At 53.1% G+C, this 22,212-nt stretch carries 16 protein-coding genes; 14 read left to right on the top strand and 2 right to left on the bottom strand.

Annotation, left to right across the window (positions count from 1 at the left end):
* Positions 1 to 15: 15 nt before the first annotated feature.
* The 14 genes from BLX24_RS21885 (at position 16) to BLX24_RS21820 (ending at position 19,824) form a co-directional block, all read left to right on the top strand.
* The gene (locus BLX24_RS21885; protein ID WP_083422111.1) at positions 16 to 3,408 is read left to right on the top strand and encodes a SusC/RagA family TonB-linked outer membrane protein; all 3,393 of its coding nucleotides are present in this window, start codon (positions 16 to 18) and stop codon (positions 3,406 to 3,408) included.
* Between the two features lie 18 nt (positions 3,409 to 3,426).
* Entirely contained in the window at positions 3,427 to 5,097 is a 1,671-nt protein-coding gene (locus tag BLX24_RS21880) for a RagB/SusD family nutrient uptake outer membrane protein (protein ID WP_071505344.1), read from the top strand.
* Positions 5,098 to 5,289: 192 nt separating this feature from the next.
* Positions 5,290 to 7,050 (top strand): FAD-dependent oxidoreductase, encoded by a 1,761-nt coding sequence (locus tag BLX24_RS21875; RefSeq protein ID WP_071505343.1) that lies wholly within the window; start codon positions 5,290 to 5,292, stop codon positions 7,048 to 7,050.
* A 92-nt stretch (positions 7,051 to 7,142) separates the two neighbouring features.
* Positions 7,143 to 9,137, top strand: a complete 1,995-nt coding sequence (locus tag BLX24_RS21870) for an FAD-dependent oxidoreductase (RefSeq protein WP_071505342.1) — start codon at positions 7,143 to 7,145, stop codon at positions 9,135 to 9,137.
* 99 nt (positions 9,138 to 9,236) lie between these two features.
* Positions 9,237 to 10,544: a 30S ribosomal protein S12 methylthiotransferase RimO gene (gene rimO / locus BLX24_RS21865; RefSeq protein ID WP_071505341.1), complete on the top strand. Its 1,308-nt coding sequence runs from the start codon at positions 9,237 to 9,239 to the stop codon at positions 10,542 to 10,544.
* Between the two features lie 9 nt (positions 10,545 to 10,553).
* Positions 10,554 to 10,859: a nucleotidyltransferase family protein gene (locus tag BLX24_RS21860; protein ID WP_229201865.1), complete on the top strand. Its 306-nt coding sequence runs from the start codon at positions 10,554 to 10,556 to the stop codon at positions 10,857 to 10,859.
* Positions 10,840 to 11,196 carry a HepT-like ribonuclease domain-containing protein gene (locus BLX24_RS21855; protein ID WP_071505340.1) on the top strand — a complete coding sequence of 119 codons (357 nt, stop codon included), beginning with the start codon at positions 10,840 to 10,842 and terminating at the stop codon, positions 11,194 to 11,196. Before BLX24_RS21860 ends, BLX24_RS21855 begins: the two co-directional genes overlap by 20 nt.
* A gap of 93 nt (positions 11,197 to 11,289) precedes the next feature.
* Positions 11,290 to 12,843 (top strand): bacillithiol biosynthesis cysteine-adding enzyme BshC, encoded by a 1,554-nt coding sequence (bshC, locus tag BLX24_RS21850; protein ID WP_071505339.1) that lies wholly within the window; start codon positions 11,290 to 11,292, stop codon positions 12,841 to 12,843.
* A 6-nt stretch (positions 12,844 to 12,849) separates the two neighbouring features.
* Positions 12,850 to 13,455, top strand: coding sequence for a 5-formyltetrahydrofolate cyclo-ligase (locus tag BLX24_RS21845; RefSeq protein WP_071505338.1), 606 nt, complete (start codon positions 12,850 to 12,852; stop codon positions 13,453 to 13,455).
* A gap of 85 nt (positions 13,456 to 13,540) precedes the next feature.
* Positions 13,541 to 15,445, top strand: a complete 1,905-nt coding sequence (locus tag BLX24_RS21840) for a helix-turn-helix domain-containing protein (protein ID WP_071505337.1) — start codon at positions 13,541 to 13,543, stop codon at positions 15,443 to 15,445.
* Between the two features lie 194 nt (positions 15,446 to 15,639).
* Positions 15,640 to 16,038, top strand: a complete 399-nt coding sequence (locus BLX24_RS21835) for a nuclear transport factor 2 family protein (protein WP_143092751.1) — start codon at positions 15,640 to 15,642, stop codon at positions 16,036 to 16,038.
* A gap of 60 nt (positions 16,039 to 16,098) precedes the next feature.
* Positions 16,099 to 18,318, top strand: a complete 2,220-nt coding sequence (locus BLX24_RS21830; RefSeq protein ID WP_071505335.1) for a hypothetical protein — start codon at positions 16,099 to 16,101, stop codon at positions 18,316 to 18,318.
* A 147-nt stretch (positions 18,319 to 18,465) separates the two neighbouring features.
* Positions 18,466 to 19,302, top strand: coding sequence for an ion transporter (locus BLX24_RS21825; protein WP_071505334.1), 837 nt, complete (start codon positions 18,466 to 18,468; stop codon positions 19,300 to 19,302).
* A gap of 21 nt (positions 19,303 to 19,323) precedes the next feature.
* Positions 19,324 to 19,824, top strand: coding sequence for an endonuclease V (locus BLX24_RS21820; RefSeq protein WP_071505333.1), 501 nt, complete (start codon positions 19,324 to 19,326; stop codon positions 19,822 to 19,824).
* Here the strand turns inward: BLX24_RS21820 and BLX24_RS31765 are convergent.
* Both BLX24_RS31765 and BLX24_RS21815 read right to left on the bottom strand, forming a co-directional pair.
* Positions 19,821 to 20,021 carry a cysteine-rich CWC family protein gene (locus tag BLX24_RS31765; RefSeq protein ID WP_177225891.1) on the bottom strand — a complete coding sequence of 67 codons (201 nt, stop codon included), beginning with the start codon at positions 20,019 to 20,021 and terminating at the stop codon, positions 19,821 to 19,823. The genes BLX24_RS21820 and BLX24_RS31765 overlap by 4 nt on opposite strands.
* Before the next feature lie 70 nt (positions 20,022 to 20,091).
* Positions 20,092 to 22,155, bottom strand: coding sequence for a S9 family peptidase (locus BLX24_RS21815; protein WP_071505332.1), 2,064 nt, complete (start codon positions 22,153 to 22,155; stop codon positions 20,092 to 20,094).
* Between the last annotated feature and the right edge of the window lie 57 nt (positions 22,156 to 22,212).

The following is a 22,212-nucleotide window of genomic DNA, read 5'->3' as shown; positions in this document are numbered from 1 at the left end:
TTTAACTGATTAACAATGAAAAAGTTGTTACCAATAGCCTGGCTTACTGGTACCTTGTTGACTGGTTTTCCGTGTTGGGTGCAAGCTCAGACCTGGGCCTTTGCACAGGGAAAGAAACGGACTTCGACCGAAGCGTCCCGCAGGGAAAAACACTCCCTGAAGCAGCAGTTGCTGAACCTGAAAAATCACTATGGCATTGATATTCTGTTTGAGGATAAATTCGTGGCAGACCGGCAGACATCGGCCGTTATTGACCTGAATGCTCAACTGGAAACCAATCTGACTGCGCTGCTGAAAGCGCAGGGGCTCCGCTTTAAAAAACTGAATCAGAGTGCCTATATCATTACGCCCAAACGGCAGACGAATGAGGTAATGACTCCGTTCAGTGCCATGACCTACACAACGGCGCTGCCGGTGGGCGGGCAGAATATGGTGCCCGTGATGAATCAGCTCCAGTCGGTGCAGCCATCGGCTACGGCGGCTGATGAGCGGATCACCGGTAAGGTAACCGACAAAACCGGAAACGGGCTGCCGGGTGTGAGTGTGGTAGTGAAAGGCACCACCCGTGGCACCACCACCGATCAGGACGGCAACTACCTGCTGAACATACCGAACGGCAACGTTACGCTGATTTACTCGTTCATCGGCTACGAAACGCGCGAAGTAGAGGTAAAAAACCAGACACAGATTAATGTCGCGCTTGAAAACGACGTAAAATCGCTGGAAGAGGTGGTTGTCGTTGGCTACGGCACGCAGAAAAAGGTAAACCTGACCGGTGCCGTAGCGGCGGTCGATGGGGTCGAAATTGCCAAACGTCCGGTCGGACAAACGTCTTCGGCGCTGCAGGGCCTGATGCCGGGTGTCATCGTAAAAACGAGCTCGGGCCGGCCGGGCGGCGACGGAGCAACTATCCGGATCCGGAACAGTCTGGGAGGTATTGGACAGGCAGCACCACTGACACTGATCGACGGGATCGAAGGGTCAATTGATAACATTGATCCGAATCTGATCGAAACGATTTCGGTGCTGAAAGATGCCGCGTCCTCGTCCATTTACGGGTCACGGGCAGCTGGTGGGGTAATTCTGGTGACGACGAAACGGGCCAAAAGCAACCGGATTTCCGTGAACTACAACAATTATGTAGGCTGGCAGGCACCGACTAACCTGCCGAAAATGGCCAACGCGGTTGATCACATGCTGCTGACCAACGAAGCCTATGTGAACGTTGGCCGCTCTCCGCTGTATTCGGATGATCTGATCCAGAAATACCGTACAGAAGGAGCCACTAACCGTGATCTGTATCCGGACACCGACTGGCAGAAGGCCGTGCTGACCGGCTCCGGTTTACAGCAAAGCCACTTCCTGAGCATCAACGGTGGCAGCGACCGTATCCGGTTCCTGACATCAATCGGCTTTTTCGACCAGAAAGGCATCATCGAAAGTTCAAGCTTCCGGCGGTATACAATCCGGAACAACGCCGATATTCAGCTCTCGAAGAAATTCAGCGCCCGGGTCGATTTGCAGCTTGTCGCACCTACTACGATAGAACCGGGGCGGGGTACAGATGAGGTCTTTCACTGGATGAACCGGATTCCGGCCAACCAGATCGGCATTAACGCAAACGGAACATGGGGGGATGGCTGGAACGGTGATAATCCGATTGCCTTTTCACGCGACGGCGGTACCCGCAAAAACAACAGCCCGTATGTGCTGCTGAACAGCGCACTGACCTATCGCCCGACCAACTGGCTGACGGCCGAAGTGGCCTTTGCGCCAAAGTATGCCATCTCGTTCGACAAAAACTTCAATAAAGCCGTACAGACCTACAAGCCAAACGGGACGCTCAGCTTCCTGGCACCAGCCAAAAGTACGCTGACCGAAGCCAATAGCCGGTCGTTCTACAACACCCTGCGCGGTACCGTAACGGCCGACAAGGTATTCGGTGATCACGGGGTAAAAATGCTGCTGGGCTTCCAGCGCGAAGACTTCCGGAACGACAACAGTTCGGCCTATCGCGAAGGATTTATCCTGCCTGATTATCAGGTGCTGAATGCTGGTGCCTCAGATATTCAGCGGTCGTCGGGTAGTGCATCTGAGTGGGCGTTGCAGTCGCTCTTTGGCCGGATTAACTACGACTACAAACAGAAATACCTGCTCGAAGCCAATGCACGCTATGATGGTTCTTCACGGTTTGCGGCCGGTCGGCAATACGGTTTCTTCCCATCGATATCGGCCGGCTGGCGGATTTCGCAGGAGAACTTTATGCAGCCGTTGTCGCATGTGGTCAATGAACTGAAACTGCGCGGTTCGTGGGGGCGGTTGGGCAACCAGAATACGACCGGTACATACGGCTTTACGTCGTACCTGAATTTCGGCGCCTATACATTCGGTAAGCAGATTGTTAATGTGGCTGCCTTGAATACAATGGCGAATGCGGAAACTTCGTGGGAAACCAGTGAAATGACCGATGTAGGGCTCGACGCTACGCTGTTTTCGCATTTTACGCTGACGGCTGACTATTTCTACAAGCGCACATACGACATTCTGCTGACGCTGGATATTCCCGGCATCATCGGCCTGGGCGCACCAACGCAGAATGCGGGTATTGTCGACAACCGTGGCTGGGAGCTTGGTCTGAACTACCGCGCTGCTGTTAAGGACTTTAAGTTCGACGTGGGTTTCAATATCTCGGATCTGACAAACAAAGTCATTGACATGCGCGGGGTGAATCAAACCGGTCTGACCGTAAATCGTGAAGGCTATCCGTCCGCTTCGATTTACGGGCTGGTGGCCGAAGGGTTGTTCCAGACCGCCGATGAGGTGGCGAGCCACGCCCAGCAGTTCGGGGTAATCAAACCGGGCGATATTAAGTATAAGGACCAGAACAACGACGGAATCATTAACGCCAGCGACGAAGTGGTGCTGGGCAGTCAGCTGCCGCGGTTTACGTACGGAACCACCCTGAATGCGTCGTGGAAAGGCTTCAGCCTGAATGTCTTGGTGCAGGGTGTGGGCAAAGCCAATGGCTTCCTGTACCAGCAGGGTATTATGCCGTTCTACCTGGGCGGTACCGTGCAGGAACAGCACAAAAACCATTGGACACCGGAGAATCCGAACGCCATGTTCCCGCGTCTGGCCTTCAGCGAAGCCAACAACGAAAAGGTGTCGAGTTTCTGGATGAAAAACGCGGCATATCTGCGCCTGAAAAACGTGCAGCTGAGCTATACGATTCCGTCGAAGGTGGTACAGCGGGCAGGTATCAAAAACCTGCGGATTTTCGCCAATGGTCAGAACCTGTTCACCATCGATAAATTCTGGAACGGGTATGATGTGGAAACGCCGGTGGGCGTGGGCAACGCGTACCCGCAAGTGAAGCTCTATAGCTTTGGTATCGACGCAAACTTCTGATAAACAGCTGAACTCATCATGTTGAAATACATCAAATACGGAATGCTGGCGGCTGGTCTGATCCTTACCCTGCCCGCCTGTAACGACCATTATCTGGAGCGGTATCCGCTCGAAGGCCCGTCGGCCGAATCATTTTTCTCCAACGAAAGTGAGCTGCTGCTGGCGGTCAACGGGGCCTATAAAGCCATGACCTACACACCGAGCGACGGGATGCCGGTACCGCTGCTGCTCGATGTGGTGACCGATATTTCGTGGGACCGCAACAACAGCGCCTGGCAGCAGATCGGCAAAGGCAGCCACGACAGCAATAACTCGTTTGTGGTGTCGGTCTGGAAAGAATCGTACAAAACCATTGCGCGCTGTAATTTCATTCTGGACAATATCGACAAGCTGCAGGGCAAAATGGACGCAGCGCTGTTTGCGCGCTACAAGGCCGAAACACGGTTTGTCAGGGCTTACACCTATCATTATCTGGTCAGTTTGTTCGGAGAGGTGCCGTTGGTTACCCATGTGCTGGCCCTGTCGGAGGCACAGATACCCAAGAGCCCGAAGGCCGAACTGGTGACGTTTATGCTGGACGAACTCGATCAAGCCGCCAAAGATCTGCCGGTTAGCTATGATGCAAAAAATAACGGCCGTGCCACGAAAGGAGCGGCTCTGGCGACCAAAGCCCGGTTTGCGCTCTACAACGAAAAATGGGATATAGCAGCCTCGGCCGCAAAGGCCGTCATGGACCTTAACTACCACAAGCTGCACACCAACTTCGGGGAGTTATTTTCGTATAAAGGGCAGACAGCGACCGAGATTATTTTTGCGTTTCAGTACCTGAAAGGCACACAAACGCACGCCACGCCGCAGAACCTGCTGTCGCGGAATGCACAGGGAGCTTCCAACAAAGTGCCGGGGCAGTGCATGGTCGATTCCTACGAATGTACCGATGGCCTGTCAATCGACAAGTCGCCGTTGTATAACCCCAAAGATCCGTTTAAAAACCGTGACCCGCGCCTCGACTTTACAATGGCCGTACCCGGATCGAACTATTTTAATTTTAAGTTCGAAACGCACAAAGACAGTGTGAAGACCTGGAACTACAACACCACACCGGCCACGCGGATTGATAATCAGGACGCTATTCACGCCTTTGCGACCTACACGGGGTATTGCTGGCGGAAATACACGGATATGACCGACAAGGATGACCGCAGCAATTCGGAAATCAACGCGATTCTGATCCGGTATGCCGAGGTGCTGCTGATTTATGCCGAAGCTAAAATTGAAGCCAATCAGCTTGATCAGTCGGTATACGATGCCATCAACGCTGTGCGGCAGCGGGTGAACATGCCGGCCATCAAAACGGGTCAGTCACAGGCGGCGCTGCGGTCGGCAGTCCGGAAAGAACGGAAGTACGAACTGGCGAATGAGGGCTTGCGGTTGTTTGACATCCGCCGCTGGAAAATTGCCGATAAGGTAATGCCCGGTAACTTCCTCGGCCGGATTCCGAAGGGCTTACTGGCAACGGCACCGAAAATCGACGAAAACGGTACACCGGATTACAGCGTGGTGCCCAACCGTGCGGATATGCGGGTGGTGGAGGTGCGGGTGTTCAATACGAACCGCGATTACCTGTGGCCGATTCCGAACATCGAAACCGTTACCAATAAGGCGCTGACGCAAAATCCAGGCTATTAAGTATCAGGTAGATCGGTATAAAGCGACGGATGGGTGCTTACTTCAGAAACACGTTTTTATATTGGTTTAACGGATGACTCCACGTGGGGCGGAAACTTTTAATGGGCGACCACGTGGGGTGGAAACTTTTAATGGGCGACCACGTGGGGAAAATTTTAACGGGCGACCACGTGGGGTCGCCCCTACATACATATGCACGCAACACGACGCGAATTTATAAAACTGTCAGGGCTGGGTGGGCTGGCGCTGACAACCGGCTTATCTGCACTGTCTATCCATACGTCAGCCGCTCCGGCCCCCGCCGACTATGACCTGATCATTGTCGGCGGTACGCCCGGGGGCATCATGGCGGCGGTGGCAGCGGCCCGGCTGGGCAAAAAATCCCTGATTCTGGAGCGGACGGCCTACATGGGCGGATTACCAGCCAACGGCCTGGGGGCGACCGATATTGCTACCCGGGGTGCGACCGGCGGGCTGTTTCTGGAGTTTGTACAGCGCATCAAAAAGCAGTATGTCGATACGTACGGCGCTGATTCGCAGCAGGTAAAAGATTGCTCGGACGGCTATCACTTTGAGCCGTCGGTAGCGGCAAAGGTGTTCGAAGACCTGCTCCGCGAACATCCGGCCATTACGGTGCTGACGATGCGGCAGTTTGATTTTGAACCCGAAAACCTGACGATTCAGCAAAACCGGATTCAGGGCATTCGGGTTATTAACCGCAACACAGGGCAGCCGGAGACATATCAGGGGCGGATGTTTGTGGATGCCACCTACGAGGGCGACCTGATTGCAGCGGCGGGTGTGCCGTTTATGCTTGGTCGTGAAGGAAAATCGGAATACGACGAGATCGGTGCCGGCCGCGTTTATAAGCACTGGGGCGGGAAGGAAGGCCCCGGTTCAACATTTGAGGCTGATAATGCGGTCCAGGCCTACAACTACCGCCTGTGTGTGACCAACGATCCGAAAATCCGGACGAAAATTCAGAAACCGGCCCGCTATAACCGCGAAGAGTATATGTCGCTGGTGGATGATGTGAAAACCGGTATTCATACGGGTGTTGATGTCCTGAAACTGACCGACGCCCAAAAGGCTGAAAACGAGCGACTGGCAAAGGCGGGTATGCCGCCGGTTGTGCCGGGGATGCCGAAAGGGATTGCGTGGCTGACCAATATGGTGAAGCTGCCGAACGGCAAAAACGACGGGAACAACCAGCACCTGGCCTTTATTTCGACCGATCTGCCGGAAGAAAACTGGCCCTATCCAACATCGGCCTGGGAATGGCGCGACCGGTTTGCGCAACGTCTGCGGGAGTATACCGAAGGCTTGTTTTACTTCGCTCAGAACGACCCCGCCCTGCCGGAGTGGTTCCGGAAACAATGCTCGGAATGGGGTTGGGCTAAGGACGAATATACCGACAACGGCAACTTCCCGCGGCAGCTCTACGTGCGCGAAGGTCGCCGGATGAAAGGCAAATACATTTTCAAGGCCCACGACGCCCGGCCAACGCAACCAGGTGGTCGTCCGCCGGTACATGCCGACAGCATTACGGCCAGTCATTACGCCCTTGATTCGCATGCGGTCCGGAAGCGGGAAAAAGGCCGGATTCACCTCGACGGCTTCCTGAGCTATCCGTCGGCGGTCTACACCGTGCCCTATGGCGTGATTGTGCCCGACTCACCGATTGAGAACCTGCTGGCTCCGGTACCCGCCTCGGCCACGCACATCGGCTTTTCGACCCTCCGGATGGAACCGTGCTGGATGGCATTGGGACAGGCTGCCGGTACGGCCGGTGCGCTGTGCATTCAGCAGAATAAGACGGTACACACCCTGCCGGTGAAAGACCTGCAAAAGTCGCTCCTGCAACAAAAAGCGATTCTGATCTATCCGCCAAAACTCTCGCCCACCGACCCGACCTTTGAAACCGCTCAGTGGGAAGCACTGAATGGTAAGTGATTGATCTGTGTTTCGATATACAGGTCGGACCTTCCTGGAAGTTTTAAACTTCCAGGAAGGTCCGACCTGCACCATTACCCCCTCAAATCCCTATGCGAATCCTGAAAATCCTTTTCCTGAGCATGCTGGCGTCGGTAGCCGTGGCGCAGCAGCAAGTCGATATCTGTGTTTACGGTGGTACCTCCGGCGGGGTAATTGCCGCTTATACCGCCCGTAAAATGGGCAAAACCGTACTGCTCATTGAGCCCGGCCGGCATCTGGGCGGTATGACTTCCGGCGGCCTCGGCCTGACCGACATCGGCAATAAATACGCCATCACCGGCCTTGCCCGCGATTATTACCGGCGCATCGGTCAGCATTATGGTAAATTTGAACAATGGATTTTTGAGCCGCACGTGGCCGAAGACCTCTTCAACGACTATGTTAAGCGCGGAAACGTATCGGTGCTGTACAAACACCGGCTGGCCGGCGTGAAGAAAAAAGACGGCCTGATTCAGGAAATTGTGCTGGAGCAATCGGATGCACCGGCGAAAAAGCAGACTGTCCGCGCCAAAATGTTCATCGACTGCACCTACGAAGGGGATCTGATGGCCAAAGCCGGTGTGTCGTATTTCGTTGGTCGTGAAGATAATTCGGTGTATAACGAGACGCTGAGCGGTGTACAGCTCATGAATGGTCACCAGCTGCCCGATGGCCTTGATCCATACAGGGTACCGGGCAAACCGGAGTCCGGCTTGCTGTGGGGAATCAGCACCGCTAAACTCGCTCCCAACGGCACCGGTGATAAATCGGTACAGGCCTATAACTACCGCATCTGCCTGTCGTCGGACCCTGCCAATCAGGTGGCCATTACCCGCCCGGCTGGCTACGACTCTACCAAATACGAGTTGCTGGCCCGGCTGATGGCGGCTCAACCGCAGAAAAAAACACTGAACGACTATTTTATCTGGAGCGGAATGCCGAACAAAAAAACGGACATCAACAACCGCAACGGCTTTTCGACGGATATGATTGGCATGAATTACCGCTATCCGGATGCGGACTATGCCGAACGGGAACGCATCATCCGCGATCACGAGCTGTATACTAAAGGCTTGCTCTATTTTGTTGGTCATGACCCGCGCGTGCCGGAAGACTTGCGCAGGGAAATGCGGAAGTGGGGCTATCCGAAAGACGAATACACCGATACCGGCAACTGGAGCTCGCAGCTGTATGTGCGGGAAGCGCGCCGGATGATCGGGGCCTATGTCATGACGCAGGCCAACTGCCAGGCGAAGGAAGTCGTGACCGATGGCGTCGGGCTGGCGGCCTATACCATGGATTCTCACAACTGCCAGCGGCTGGTGATCGAAAAAGACGGTAAGCTGATCGTCAAAAACGAAGGAAATGTCGAAGTAGGCGGGTTTGGGCCGTATCCGATTTCGTATCGCTCCCTGATTCCGAAGGCAACCGAATGCCGGAACCTGCTGGTGCCGGTCTGTCTGTCGGCCAGCCACATTGCCTATGGTTCCATCCGGATGGAGCCGGTGTTTATGGTATTGGGTCAGTCGACAGCACTGGCCGCCGCCATGGCGATTGATGCCAAAACCGATGTGCATCACGTAGACATTGCCCGTTTGCAGCGGGAACTGAACATGAACCCGCTGGCCGACGGTTCGACGCCTGAAATTCTGGTGGATAACGAAGATAAAGACGGTATTACGGCGTCGGGCGAATGGAAAACCGACAAGAGTAAGGCCGGTTATGGCGCGTCGTATCTGGTCTATGAAGCGCAGAACGGCACCCCTTCAGTACGGTTTACCCCGACAATTACGCGTCCGGGAAAATATCAGGTGTTTACGTATTTCCCGCGACTAGCTAAAAGTGCCACCGAGCTGGGAATTACGGTGTCGGATGGTAAAGCCAAAAAGGAAATTAAAGTTAAACCGGCTGATATTGTGGTTGTTGGTCAAACGTCGGGCGAGTGGGTAGCTCTGGGTGAATATGATTTCAGCGCGGGTAAAAACGGCTTTGTGGAGATCGGCGCCAGCCAGCCCGACGGGCCTGTCGTGGCCGATGCCGTCCTGTTTGTTCCGGTCCGGAAGTAGGGAAGGTTTTTTTCGGTGTACTATTTTTCCGAACTTTGAGGAATAGTTCAACGTTGGCCATTGAGAGAGCCACGATTGGCTGCTAAAGCAGATAGTACATTGAAAACAAAAGGATTACGGACCAATAAAGTCAATATCGTTACGCTGGGCTGTTCAAAAAACCTGGTTGATTCCGAAGTTTTATTCACGCAGCTCAAAGGAAATGGCTACGATGTGACGCATGAGTCGAAAAAAGACGATGCCAATATTGTGGTCATTAACACCTGCGGATTTATTGACAACGCCAAAGAAGAATCGGTTAACACCATTTTGCGCTATGCCGACGCCAAAGAAGCGGGCATTGTTGATAAAGTGTATGTAACGGGCTGTTTGTCGCACCGGTACAAAGATGAACTGTCGGTCGAAATTCCGTCGGTAGACGCGTGGTTCGGGACCAACGAACTGCCCCGGCTGCTGAAAACGCTGAAAGCCGACTACAAACACGAACTGGTAGGCGAGCGGTTACTGACCACCCCGGCGCACTATGCCTACCTGAAAATCGCGGAAGGCTGCGACCGTCCGTGTTCATTCTGTGCCATTCCGCTGATGCGTGGTCACCACGTGTCGCGGTCAATCGATGAGCTCGTTCTCGAAGCCCGGTCGCTGGCCCGCCGAGGAACCAAAGAGCTGATTCTGATTGCGCAGGACCTGACCTATTACGGCCTTGATATTTACAAGAAACGAAATCTGGCCGACCTGATCAACCAACTGGCCGATGTCGAAGGCATCGACTGGATCCGGTTGCAGTACGCCTATCCGTCGGGCTTCCCGATGGACGTACTCGATGTGATGCGCGAGCGCCCGAACGTGGCTAAGTACCTCGATATGCCGCTTCAGACAGGCTCAACGGAGCTGCTGAAGCTGATGCGGCGCGGTATTACACGCGAAAAAACGGAAGAACTGGTGCATACCATCCGTGAGAAAGTACCCGGTATTGCCCTGCGGACGACCCTGATCGTGGGTCATCCGGGCGAAACCGAAGCCATGTTCGACGAAACCTATGATTTCGTCGAACGCATGCGGTTCGACCGCCTGGGCGTGTTTACGTATTCGCACGAAGAAAATACGCACTCGTTCTCGATGCCCGACGATGTGCCGGACGACATTAAGCAGGAGCGTGCCGATGCCATCATGGAAGTACAGCAGGGCGTTTCTTATGAACTGAACCAGGAGCGCGTCGGAAACACCTATAAAGTGCTGTTCGACCGTAAAGAGGGAGGCTACTTTATCGGCCGGACCGAATTTGATTCGCCGGAAGTGGATAATGAGGTGCTGGTGAAGGCCACACAGTTTGTTCGTCAGGGCGATTTTGCCAATGTCCGCATTACCGAAGCCCACGAGTTTGATCTGTACGGGGAGGTTGTGTAATCCTTAATGATGATGACGCTTACGCAAAATCAAATCCAGTCAATTAAACGCTATTTTCAGGATAAGCCTGTCTTGAAAGCATATCTGTTTGGTTCATTTGCGCGTGGGGATGCTGATGAGCAAAGCGATGTTGATATTCTGGTAGAACTTGATTATTCAGCACATATTGGGTTAGGTTTTGTGGGGATGAAGCTGGATCTGGAAGATCAACTGCATCGACCGGTCGATTTAGTATCATCAGAGGGAGTATCCGACAGGATTCTTCCTTATATACAAGCCGATAAGACATTGATTTATGAAAGGCCGCATCGGTGATCCGCAACGGTTAGGGCATATTCTTGATGCTATTACTGAACTGGAATCTTATACTAATCAGCAGGAATTCAGTGACTTCTGTGCGAGTTCAATGATGCGCTATGCCTGCATCAAACAGCTTGAAATTATAGGAGAAGCGTGTAATTGCCTGACTTCTCACTTGAGAGATGAATATACAAATGTAGAATGGCGCAAAGTGATAGGACTCAGACATTTGTTAGTTCATGAATATTTTGGCGTAGATGCAGCATTAATATGGAGTATCTTACAGACAGATTTACCTGTATTAAAAGAACAGATTCTGGATATTGCACAGGATATTGAATCAAGACTGTAACTACATTAACAAAGCATTAACAGCATGATTGGCGCCAGGGTGAACCTTGGCGCTTTTTCGTGTGTTGTGATAATTCGTAAACCTTACTCCTTCATGGACTGTCAGTACCTGCCACTTGACACTACAGGTCAGTTTTCGACTTTTTTTGTAGACTACATTACCCAGAATCCGGCGCTAACGCCATTCTACAACCGGTTCCCATCGATTGACGCCTTCGGACCCCAAATTCAGCAGAAAAAGACGTTTCCTGCCGCACACCGGCAAACGCTGGTTAGTGTGCTGGAACGGCAATATGCCGGTATTCAGCAGAAGCCGGACTTCGCTGTCCTGAATGATCCGAATACATTTACCGTAACCTCCGGGCATCAGCTCAATATCTTTACGGGGCCGTTATATGTGGTCTATAAGCTGGTGACGATTATTAATCTGGCGAAAAAGCTGAAGGAGACCTATCCGGATTACAACTTTGTGCCGGTTTACTGGATGGCTACCGAAGACCATGACTTCGACGAAATCAACCACTTCAGCCTCTTTGGCCGCAAACATACCTGGCAGACTACCCAAAAGGGAGCCGTTGGCCGCATGAATCCGGCGGAGCTGGCAGACCTGTTCAAAACCATTCCCGAAAAGCTGTTTCTGTTTGAAGAGGCCTATCTGAAGCATGATACGCTGGCCGATGCCGCCCGTTATTACATGAACGAGCTCTTCGGCAGCGAAGGGCTGATTTGTCTGGATGCCGACGATGCCGACCTGAAAAAGCTGTTTACGCCGGTGCTCCACGAAGAACTGTTTCAGCAGGCGTCGGCCGGGCTGGTGCAGCAAACCACGCAGGAGCTCGAAACACTGGGCTACCATTCCGTTATTTCACCCCGCGACATCAACCTGTTTTATCTGGACGATCAGCTGCGGGAACGCATAGAGCGTAAGGAAAACGGATCGTTCAGCGTCGTGAACACGAAACTGACGTTTACGGCCGAAGAAATGGACACGCTGGTGGCCGAATATCCGGAAAAGCTGAGCCCGAATGTGGTCCTGCGGCCGGTCTATCAGGAGACCATTCTGCCGAATCTGGCTTACATCGGCGGCCCGTCGGAGGTGCCGTACTGGATGCAGCTGAAATCGGTGTTTGACCACTACAACCTGCCGTTTCCGATCCTGATGCCACGGAACTTTGCGTTGTACGTACCACGGGTAAGCGCTAAGCGCATCGCCCGGCTGGGCATTACTCCCGAAGATTTGTTCCGGAATACGTTCGAACTCAAACGCGATTTTGTGGAGCAACACGCTCACAACGCCCTGAAATTCGGTAAAGAAAGCAAGCTGGTGAATCAGGCGCTGGAGATGATGCTGCAGAAGGCGATGCTGGTAGACCCGACGCTGGAAAAAGCCGTGCTGGCCGAGACCAAACGGTTTGCCAACGCCGTAACCAACCTTGAAAAGAAAATGCGCCGTGCCGAAGAACGGAATCAGGCCGTAGGTGTGAGCCAGTTGCTGGCCGTGAAAAACGAACTGTTTCCCGGCGACGGCCTGCAGGAACGCAGCGAAAACTACCTGACGTTCTACCTGAACGACAAGGATTTCCTGAAAAAACTGCTGCATAATTTCGACCCGTTTGATTTCCGGATGCAGATTTGTCTGGAAAGCTAAAAACCAATGCACGATTCCGGACACGATAAGGCATCACTGCGGAAAACGTATCTGGCGCGACGTAAAGCACTGAGCCGCGACACGGTCAATGCCTGGAGTGCGCAGATTGCCGGAACGGTCATGGCGCAGTTTCCGGTATGGCAACAGTCCTTTCCAGAGCCGGTACGGGTGCATTGCTTCCTGCCCATTACCCGTCAGAATGAAGTCGATACGTGGCCGGTGATTCGCTGGCTCTGGCAACAGCCGGGGGCAGAAGTCATCGTGCCGGTGACCGATTTTGGCGGGGGGAGTTTAGCTCATGTCCGCTTACAACCCGATACGCCCCTGATCACAAACGCATACGGCATTCAGGAACCCGATCTGACACACCACAAACCGGTTTCACCCGATGCTCTGGATGTGGTGCTGGTCCCTTTGCTGGTCGCCGACCAACAAGGGCAGCGGGTCGGGTATGGTGGTGGCTTCTACGACCGGTTTCTGGCCCAATGTCGCCCCGATTGCCTGAAAACCGGCCTTTCTTTTTTTGACCCTGTTGAGCGGATCGCCGATTCCTTTGCCGGCGATATCCCGCTTGACAGCTGTATCATACGTAGCCACATCAGTTACTTTTAGGGCTTCTATAGTTACCGTCTACTAGAAATAATCGCTGGCGAGTAAATCAAAAAGGCTATATTGGGTCAATATAACAACAGCCCATATGGTTAGTAATGACCGGCTTTTCATCGAAAGACTACATCGGTTGATTGATGAAAACCTTAACAATCCGGCATTTTCGGTTGATATGATCTGCCAGATGCTTGGCGTCAGCCGCTCGCAGCTACACCGGGTTATTAAAGAGTACACAGGGCTTTCAACGTCGCTTTATATCCGGAAATACCGCCTGGAGAAGGCTGGCGGCTTATTGCTGGACACCGATCTGCGTATCTCCGAAATCAGCGACCTGGTTGGCATTCAGAATCCTCAGAATTTCAGTACCTACTTTATTGAGGAATATAAGGTAAGCCCTACGGAGTACCGGAAACAGTACCGGAAAGCCCCGCAACCTGCCGGATCTCCCCCGCCACAACCCGCTGAGGACCCCGGTATTGGCGCTGAGACCATTCTGCCGCCAATACCGGTTAGCACAAAAAAGAAACAGTGGCGTCCGGTTGTCATTGCGGTATTGCTGTTGCTGGTAACTGGTTTTAGCCTGTACCGGTGGTTTTTCCGGCCGTCGGACCGTACACCGGATACGTCAGAACAATCAATCGCCATGTTGCCGTTTACCAGTTTGGGGATGGCAAATGATGACCCTACCAGCGAAGCCATCATGAATGAGATTCATACATCATTGCTGGGCTTCAGAAAGCTGAAGGTGATTTCGCGTTCGTCGTCGGAAAAGTACCGGGATACACAGAAAAGCATCTGGCAGATCGGCGATGAACTTCACGTCGCTACCGTACTGCGGGGCAGTGTGCTGAAAACGGCTGATCAGCTACAGGTTAAAGTAGAAATCATGGATACCCGGGACGATATCCGGTTATGGGCACATACGTATCAATCGGCCTATAAAAACCTCTTTACCCTGACGGAGCAGATCGTCCGTGATGTGACCCGTGAACTGAAACTGACCACTATTCCGTCGGTCTCCGAAAAGCTGGCTCATATCCGGACCCATAACCTCAGCGCCTACAATCTGTTTGTCCAGGGGAAGCAACTGCTGGTGAGCCGGCTGGAACCGGATCTGATGGAGGCGCGGAACCGGTTTGATCAGGCACTTCGCCTTGACTCAACATTTGCCGAAGCCTATGCCCAGAAGGCAATTGCCTGTCACCTGCTGATCGGGTCAGAGAAAATTGATACCCCGACGCTGAACCGGCTGACGGAAGAAAATGCGCTGAAGGCCATTGAACTCGATCCGGCCAACAGTTCGGCCTATGCGGTACTGGGTAGCCTGTATTATTCAACGTATCAGTGGCAGGCTTCGGCCAACGCCTACCGGATTGCCCTGCAATATAACCCGAATGATGCCCAGACCTGTCATTGGTTCGGCCTGCTGATGCGTACCACCGGTCAGCTTGGCGAGGCTGTCCGGTACAGTACCCGGGCCATTGCGCTGGATCCGCTCCATCCGATCATGATGGGCGCACATATTATGAACTGTGCGTTGGCGGGCCGGTTTGATTCTGCCCGTGCCGGCATTGATGCGGGGCACGGGTTGTTTGATAAGTCGTTCGCCTTTCAGATGAGTATCGCTTACTACTGGCTGGCGCGGGAAGACTACACCCGGGCAACTGCTTGTTTCCGGCAGATGATGGTACTGAATCCGGATGACCGCGGGCAGATTCCGCTATTACTCTATTGCGAAGCACGGCGCGGTGACCGGCAGAAGGCCATTCAGTTTCTCCGGAATCTGACGGCCGACACACCCCGGGCCGACTATGAACGGGCCGTTGTGTATGCCGGCCTCAACCAGACAGACAGCAGCCTCTACTACCTTAAAAGGTCGGCCGACGGCGGGTATTTGTACCGTGATACCAGGGTTATGCCACCCTTCCGTAACTACCATACACAGCCGGTGTTTAAGGCGGTTCTGCGGCGGTTTAACCTGCCGGAAAACTAACAGACTCCCCCTGCAACAATAGACGAAGCTTTTCTGCTTTCTGCACTAATAAACGAAGTTTCTGACACAATAGCAGAGCCCTTTTTGCCGGTTTAACCTCACCTTGTGGCCGCAACATAGCCCTTGCTGCTACCATGAACTGCGCCTGTCTGTCACGTATGCCTGTCCGCGTCAGGTTCCTTTTTTCCGGTTACATGCTGTTAGTGCTGGCTGCCTGTCAGTCCGGTGATTCCCCGGGGCTGGAACAGCAGCAGACGGCCAATATGCAGCTGACAAAAACGCTGCATAAACACCTGAACGATCAGAACTGGCAGGCGGCCGGTACACTATGTGCCGATCGGATACGCTATCGGGACCGCACCATGCTGCTTGCCGACGTAGAAGAGTCCAGAGCCTGGTTACTGGACCACTACCGGCACCTGCGCTATGCCGGCGTCCGCCGCGCGCTGGAAATCCGGCAGCTTTATCCGGCTGGTAAATACCATGTGATTGTCGAAGGCCTTGCCCGGGGCGATCCGCCTGATACCATACAGCCCGTCTGCCTGATTTATACCATCGAACATAACCACATTACCCGGCTCTATGCCTATTGATTACTTCTGTTTAATCTGTCAGTTAGCAAAACTTATATGACAAAAAGACCTGTACATTCTATGGCAGCCCTGTGTTTGCTGCTGGCGGTATGTTTGTTACCGCTGACCACCCTGATGGCCCAGACTACAAACTGGACGGGCGGTTCCGGCAATGCCTGGAACAATGCCGGTAACTGGGACAACGGCGTTCCCACGGCAACGCTGAATGCGGTCATTTCCGGTACCGCCACCGTACAGCCGGTACTTAGTACGATGGCAGAGGCTAAATACGTAGAAGTAAAAGACGGTGCATCACTGACAATCACCGCTACGGGAAGCCTGAGCCTGAATGGCTCAACGACATATGGTTTGTTGAATTCAGGAACGGTCCTGAGTGCGGGTGCTATATCCATCGGAAACTCCGTAGCGGTTACGTTGAGCGGTATTCTGAACGGAGGTACAGGGAGCTTTACAAACGCTGTAGGCGGATCAATAACTATCAACCGGGCGGGAGGGTCTGGCGGATTGAATAACTCAGGAACGTTTGTGAACGATGGTCTGATTACCATCGGAAATATTGAGTTTAATAACCAGAATGATATCGAAAATTACGCCACGTTTATCAATTCAGCGACGGGGATAATCCGGATGGATCGGGGAACAAGCAATGGCCTCTGGAATCTTTCGGGGAGTTTTACTAATGACGGTAAAATCTTTGTCGGCCTTATAGCCAACACCGGTACCGGTATCCTGAATTATGCCCCTTTCCGGAACAATACCGGCGCTGAAATTCATATTACCAGGGTACCGAATGCCATTGTTACCACTAGCGGGTTTGTAAATTCGGCTACGATTACCGTTGGGGCTTCGGCATCTGTCAGCAGTTCAGGTGTAAGGCTGACCAGTACGGGATCGTTTACAAATACGGGTGCCGGTCTGATTCAGATTGATAATACCGGCAGCACAGCAATACTGACCGCCGGTGTTTTGGCCAATAGCGCCGGCATCCGGATTGGCAGCCTGGGTACGGTTGCCGGACAGGGAATTTCCAACAGCGGATCATTCACAAACGCTTCGGGGGGCAACATCAGCATCAACCGGACCGGTACGGGTGTTGGCGGTGACGGGGTGTTCAATGGTGGTTCCGCAACATTTGTCAACGCATCGGCCCTGACGATTGGCGACGTTGCTTTTGTGGGGCAGGATGATATCTACAATGCAGGGAGTTTTACCAATACTACAACCGGTATCATCCGGCTGGACCGGGCGCTTGGTAATGGCCTCTGGAACCTGCCGAACAGCCGGTTCCGCAACGATGGCAAGCTGATAATCGGCTCCGTTACCAATATGGGGGTGGGTATGCTTTGCACCGGTACGCTGTTCATGAACAGTGCAGGTGCCGAAATTCATATTGACCGGGTAACGCGGGGAATGACCAATGTAGAAGTCTTTTCCAACGCGGGTCTGATGCGTATCGGGGCCGTTGTTCCGCCGTCTGAGCTGGCTATTCTGAATGTTAAAACGCAATCCGGTCATCAAGCCCTGTTTACGAATCAGGTCTGCGGGATTATTGAGGCGTTTGCGCCGGTTTCGCATCAGGATGGTTCGTTTACCAACGACGGTCTGCTGACGGTAAGCAGTTCACAGATCAGTCAGGAACTGCCTGTATCGGCTACAATAATCAACAACGGAACCATCAGTTATCCGCAGGGTAATCCGATTGCCAATGTGGAAAACAATGACCTGATAATTCCGCAGGTTACCTCCTGTAGTGCGGTATATGCCAATGCCCTTCAGATCGGCGGAAGCAATAGCTTTAGTATCGGTACGACCTGGTACCGTGATGCTGCCCTGACGCAACCGGCCGGTACCTATAACCCGGCAACGAATACGTTTACGGCCAACAGTCTGCCCGCGGGCGTAACGATCCTGTACGCTTCGGTAACCGACAATGTCAATACGTGTACCCGGACAGTGGCCGTCGGCGTGAACCAGCAGCAGCCCGGTTCAGCGTCGATCCAGAGTTTGCTGGCAGCTACTTCGGCGTGTCCCTACCGGCTTGAGGCCGTCGCAACGGGGACATCCTTCGTCTTTACGGGGCCGGGCGTCGCTACGCCGGGCGTAGCGACGCCCGGCAGATATGTGTTTAGTACTATCTATCGGAATCCCGGAACGTATTCAGTAGAGGGGCTGGTCGTTAAGGAGCCTGGTACCTACACCCTGACCGTGATGTCGGGCAACAGCTGCGGTGTCGGCACGGCTAGTCAAAGCGTAACTATTTCGGCTAACCGATGCCCTTAGAGGGTACTAATGAACGCGGTTGGTAATGTACCGGTCGTTGATGAACCGATCAGGATGGACAACGACCGGTACGTTTGAAAAACCAGTGCGGAAATCATTGCAGCAAACGGGGTTCCCTGGTATTTTTAGGTGCAAACCACCTGAAATATGCTAGCCACCGAAAAACCTGCTTATAAAACCCGTACGCATACGATCCGGCACCGGCTCTATCGTGCGCTCGAAACATCCTATGGCAAGCGCCGTGGGGTTAATTTATATTTTAACCTGATTCTGGTCACGGTCATTTCCCTGAATGCCCTGGCCATTGTGCTGCACACCGTACCGGCCTACAATCTGAAGTATGAAAAGCTGTTTTACGACTTTGAGCTGTTTTCGGTCACGTTTTTTACCATTGAATACCTGCTCCGCATCTGGGTGTGTGTCGAGAACGAGAAGTACCAGCATCCCGTAAAAGGGCGCCTGCGCTACATTTTTTCGACCTCGGCCATCATCGACTTTCTGGCCATTTTTCCGTTTTTCTTTACGTTATTTGCGGCCGATCTGGCCATTATCCGGATTCTTCGTCTGTTCCGGATTTTCCGGTTATTCCGTATTTCGCGTTATTCGCACGCCTTCCGGATGATTCAGCATGCCGTAGCCGACCGCAAGGAAGAACTGGTACTGAGTGTGGTCCTGATTGTGTTTATGCTGATTATTGTGTCGAGCCTGATGTATTACGTCGAACATAACGTACAGCCGAAGCTGTTTTCCAGCATTCCGGCGACGATGTGGTGGGGCGTTACGGCAATGACTACGGTGGGCTACGGCGACATTTACCCGATTACCCCGTTGGGTAAGCTGCTCGGCGGACTGGTGGCTATTATGGGCGTTGGCTTGTTTGCGCTGCCGACCGGTATTCTGGTATCCGGTTTTCTCGACCACGTCCGGACCACTAAGACCGCTTCCCAAAAACGCTTTTGTCCGCACTGCGGCAAGGAATTGTAAATCGATAACCGAGTACCACACATGTTGTTAGCATTCGACACGTATTATACCGGCCATACTGCCAAAACCGTTTGCATTGCCTTCAAGGGCTGGCAGGATAACGAACCGGCTCATGTGTACACCGAAGACCGTGACGGTATTGAAGACTATGTGTCAGGGGAATTCTACCGGCGGGAGTTACCGTGTCTGCTAAGTTTACTGGAAAAGATACCGCAGGAAGACATAGACGCCATTCTGGTAGATGGATACGTGTATCTGGACGATGCCGGATCATTTGGACTGGGTGGGCGTCTGTACCAGGCTTTAGGTGGCAGAATTCCCGTGATCGGCATCGCTAAAACCAATTTTGTTCGTATCACGACCGCGAAACGAGCATTGATACGAGGCAATAGTCAGAAACCGTTATACATTACGGCCATCGGCGTAGAGGTCGATCAGGCCGCTGAGTGGGTCAGCAGTATGGACGGTCCGTACCGTATGCCGACTCTGTTGAAATATGTGGATACCCTGACCAGAGCTTAGTCTGTTTTCTGCACCTGACAGGCTTCCTGCAAGGTCTTAAGGCACGTTATGCATAAACAGTCTGTAAACTGCGAACGGATATAGGCCCGTTCGGGCTCCGTCAGAACAATACCGGCGCAGGGGCAGTGACCGATGGCGCTGACCCCGCAGCTAACTGGTTCTCCGCATCGCGGGCAGGTAGTTGGTCGTGTTTGCATAAGATTGACAGGAGAACTGTGTAGTGGTGGCACGACTCTGACAGGGACGCCCATTCGTGCCACCTTATAATTAATTCCGTATTCCCATCAGATTCAGGACAAAGGCAAAGTCCAGCGCAATGTCTTTCAGGGCCTGAAAACGCCCCGACGCCCCTCCGTGACCAGCCTCCATATTGGTATGTAGCAGCAGCTGGTTGTTGTCGGTTTTCAAGGTACGTAGCTTGGCTACCCATTTGGCCGGTTCCCAGTACTGTACCTGCGAGTCATGCAGACCGGTCGTAACGAGCAGGTTGGGATAGGCTTTGGCCTCAACATTGTCGTAGGGCGAATACGAAAGCATATAATCGTAATAAACTTTCTGTTTTGGATTACCCCATTCCTCAAATTCGCCGGTCGTGAGCGGGATGCTTTCGTCGAGCATGGTCGTAACCACATCGACAAACGGCACGGCGGCCACAACGCCTTTGTACAGGTCGGGACGCAGGTTAATAACCGCACCCATCAATAAGCCACCCGCGCTGCCACCCATGGCAAACAGACGGTCGGTTCGGGTGTAACCTGCTTTTATCAAATGCTCCGAACAATCGACAAAATCGGTGAACGTATTCCGTTTTTTCAGCATCTTACCATCTTCATACCACCGGCGTCCCATTTCCTGACCGCCCCGGATGTGAGCAATGGCATAGATAAAGCCGCGGTTGAGCAGGCTCAGACGGGTTGAACTAAACGTCGGGTCAATGGAGTAGCCATAGGAGCCATAGGCATACTGGAGCAGCGGAGCCGAACCGTCTCTGGGCGTATCTTTCCGGTACACAATCGAGACGGGCACCTGTGCGCCGTCGCGGGCGGTGGCATAAATCCGTTCCGAAACATAGTTGGTCCGGTCAAAATCGCCCAGGACTTCCTGCTGTTTCAGAAGCGTTTTTTCGCGGCTGTCCATGTTATAGTCAAACGTCGAACCCGGTGTTGTCAGCGATGAATAGCCGAACCGGAGCACATTGGTATTGAAGTCGGCATTCACCGAAATCCCGGCGTCGTAAGCCGGCTCGCCGAAGTCGAGGTAATGTTCTTCCCGGGTCTGCTGGTTAATCACCCGCAACTGTACCAGACCCTCGCGGCGCTCGCCCAGCACCAGGTGATTGGCAAACACCTCCATTTGCTCGAGATACACATCGGGCCGATGCGCAATAACTTCCTGCCAGTTGGCTTTATCGGCCTGTTTCCCTTCTGTCACGGCCATAAGCCGGAAGTTCTCCGCCTCGTCGTTGGTACGGATATAAAACGTATCCTGAAAATGTTCCAGGCTGTATTCGTGGCCGCGCTCACGGGGGTAAAAGGTCGTGAAGGGCGCTGTCGGCTCGCTGGCATTGAGCAACTGGTATTCCGTCGAAACGCCGTTATGGTCCGACACAATAGCAATGTATTTCTTCGACTTCATGCGGTACAGGCCCATATAAAACTGGTTATCCTGTTCTTCGTATACCAGCACATCCTGCGCCGGATCGGTGCCGAGCTCATGGCGGTATACCTGATAACCCAGCAGCGTTTGCTGGTCGCGGAGGATATAAAAGAGGTGTTTGTTGTCGGCTGCCCATGCGTAGCTGCCTCCTTCGGTATTCGGGATACTTTCGGGATAGATTTCGCCCGTTGCCAGGTTTTTGATCCGGAGCGTGTAGTTGCGCCGGCTGACGGTGTCTTCGCCGAAAGCGGCCAGCTCGTCGTTGTCCGAAATTTCGTAGCCGCCCAGATTGTAATAGTCGTGGCCGGCTGCCAATGCATTGCAGTCAAAAATGACATCTTCCGCTGCGGTCAGAGACCCTTTTTTACGACACAGAACCGGATATTCACCCCCAACTTCAAAGCGTGAATAGTAGAAATAGTCCCCGTCTTTGTAGGGCACTGACTCATCCTGCTCCTTAATCCGGTTTTTCATCTCCGTAAATAAGGCTTCGCGGAATTCCTTCACGGGAGCCAGCACCTGTTCCAGATAGTCGTTTTCGGCGTTGAGGTAGTTAATAACGTCCGGATTTTCGCGGTCGTTAAGGTAATAATATGGGTCGATACGGGTATGCCCGTGAGTAGTCAGTTCGGTTGGTTTGGGGACCGCCACGGGCGGAGTCAGCGTATTTGTCATGGTAAAAGGTACTGATGTATGTGTTTAACACTGCTTTGTGCCGGAAAGGTTGCTACT

Origin of the sequence: Arsenicibacter rosenii (assembly GCF_001870735.1) — a bacterium.
Lineage (GTDB): Bacteria > Bacteroidota > Bacteroidia > Cytophagales > Spirosomataceae > Arsenicibacter > Arsenicibacter rosenii.
The sequence above is the reverse complement of the archived record's forward strand: the minus strand, read 5'-3'. Positions and strand labels throughout refer to the sequence as shown.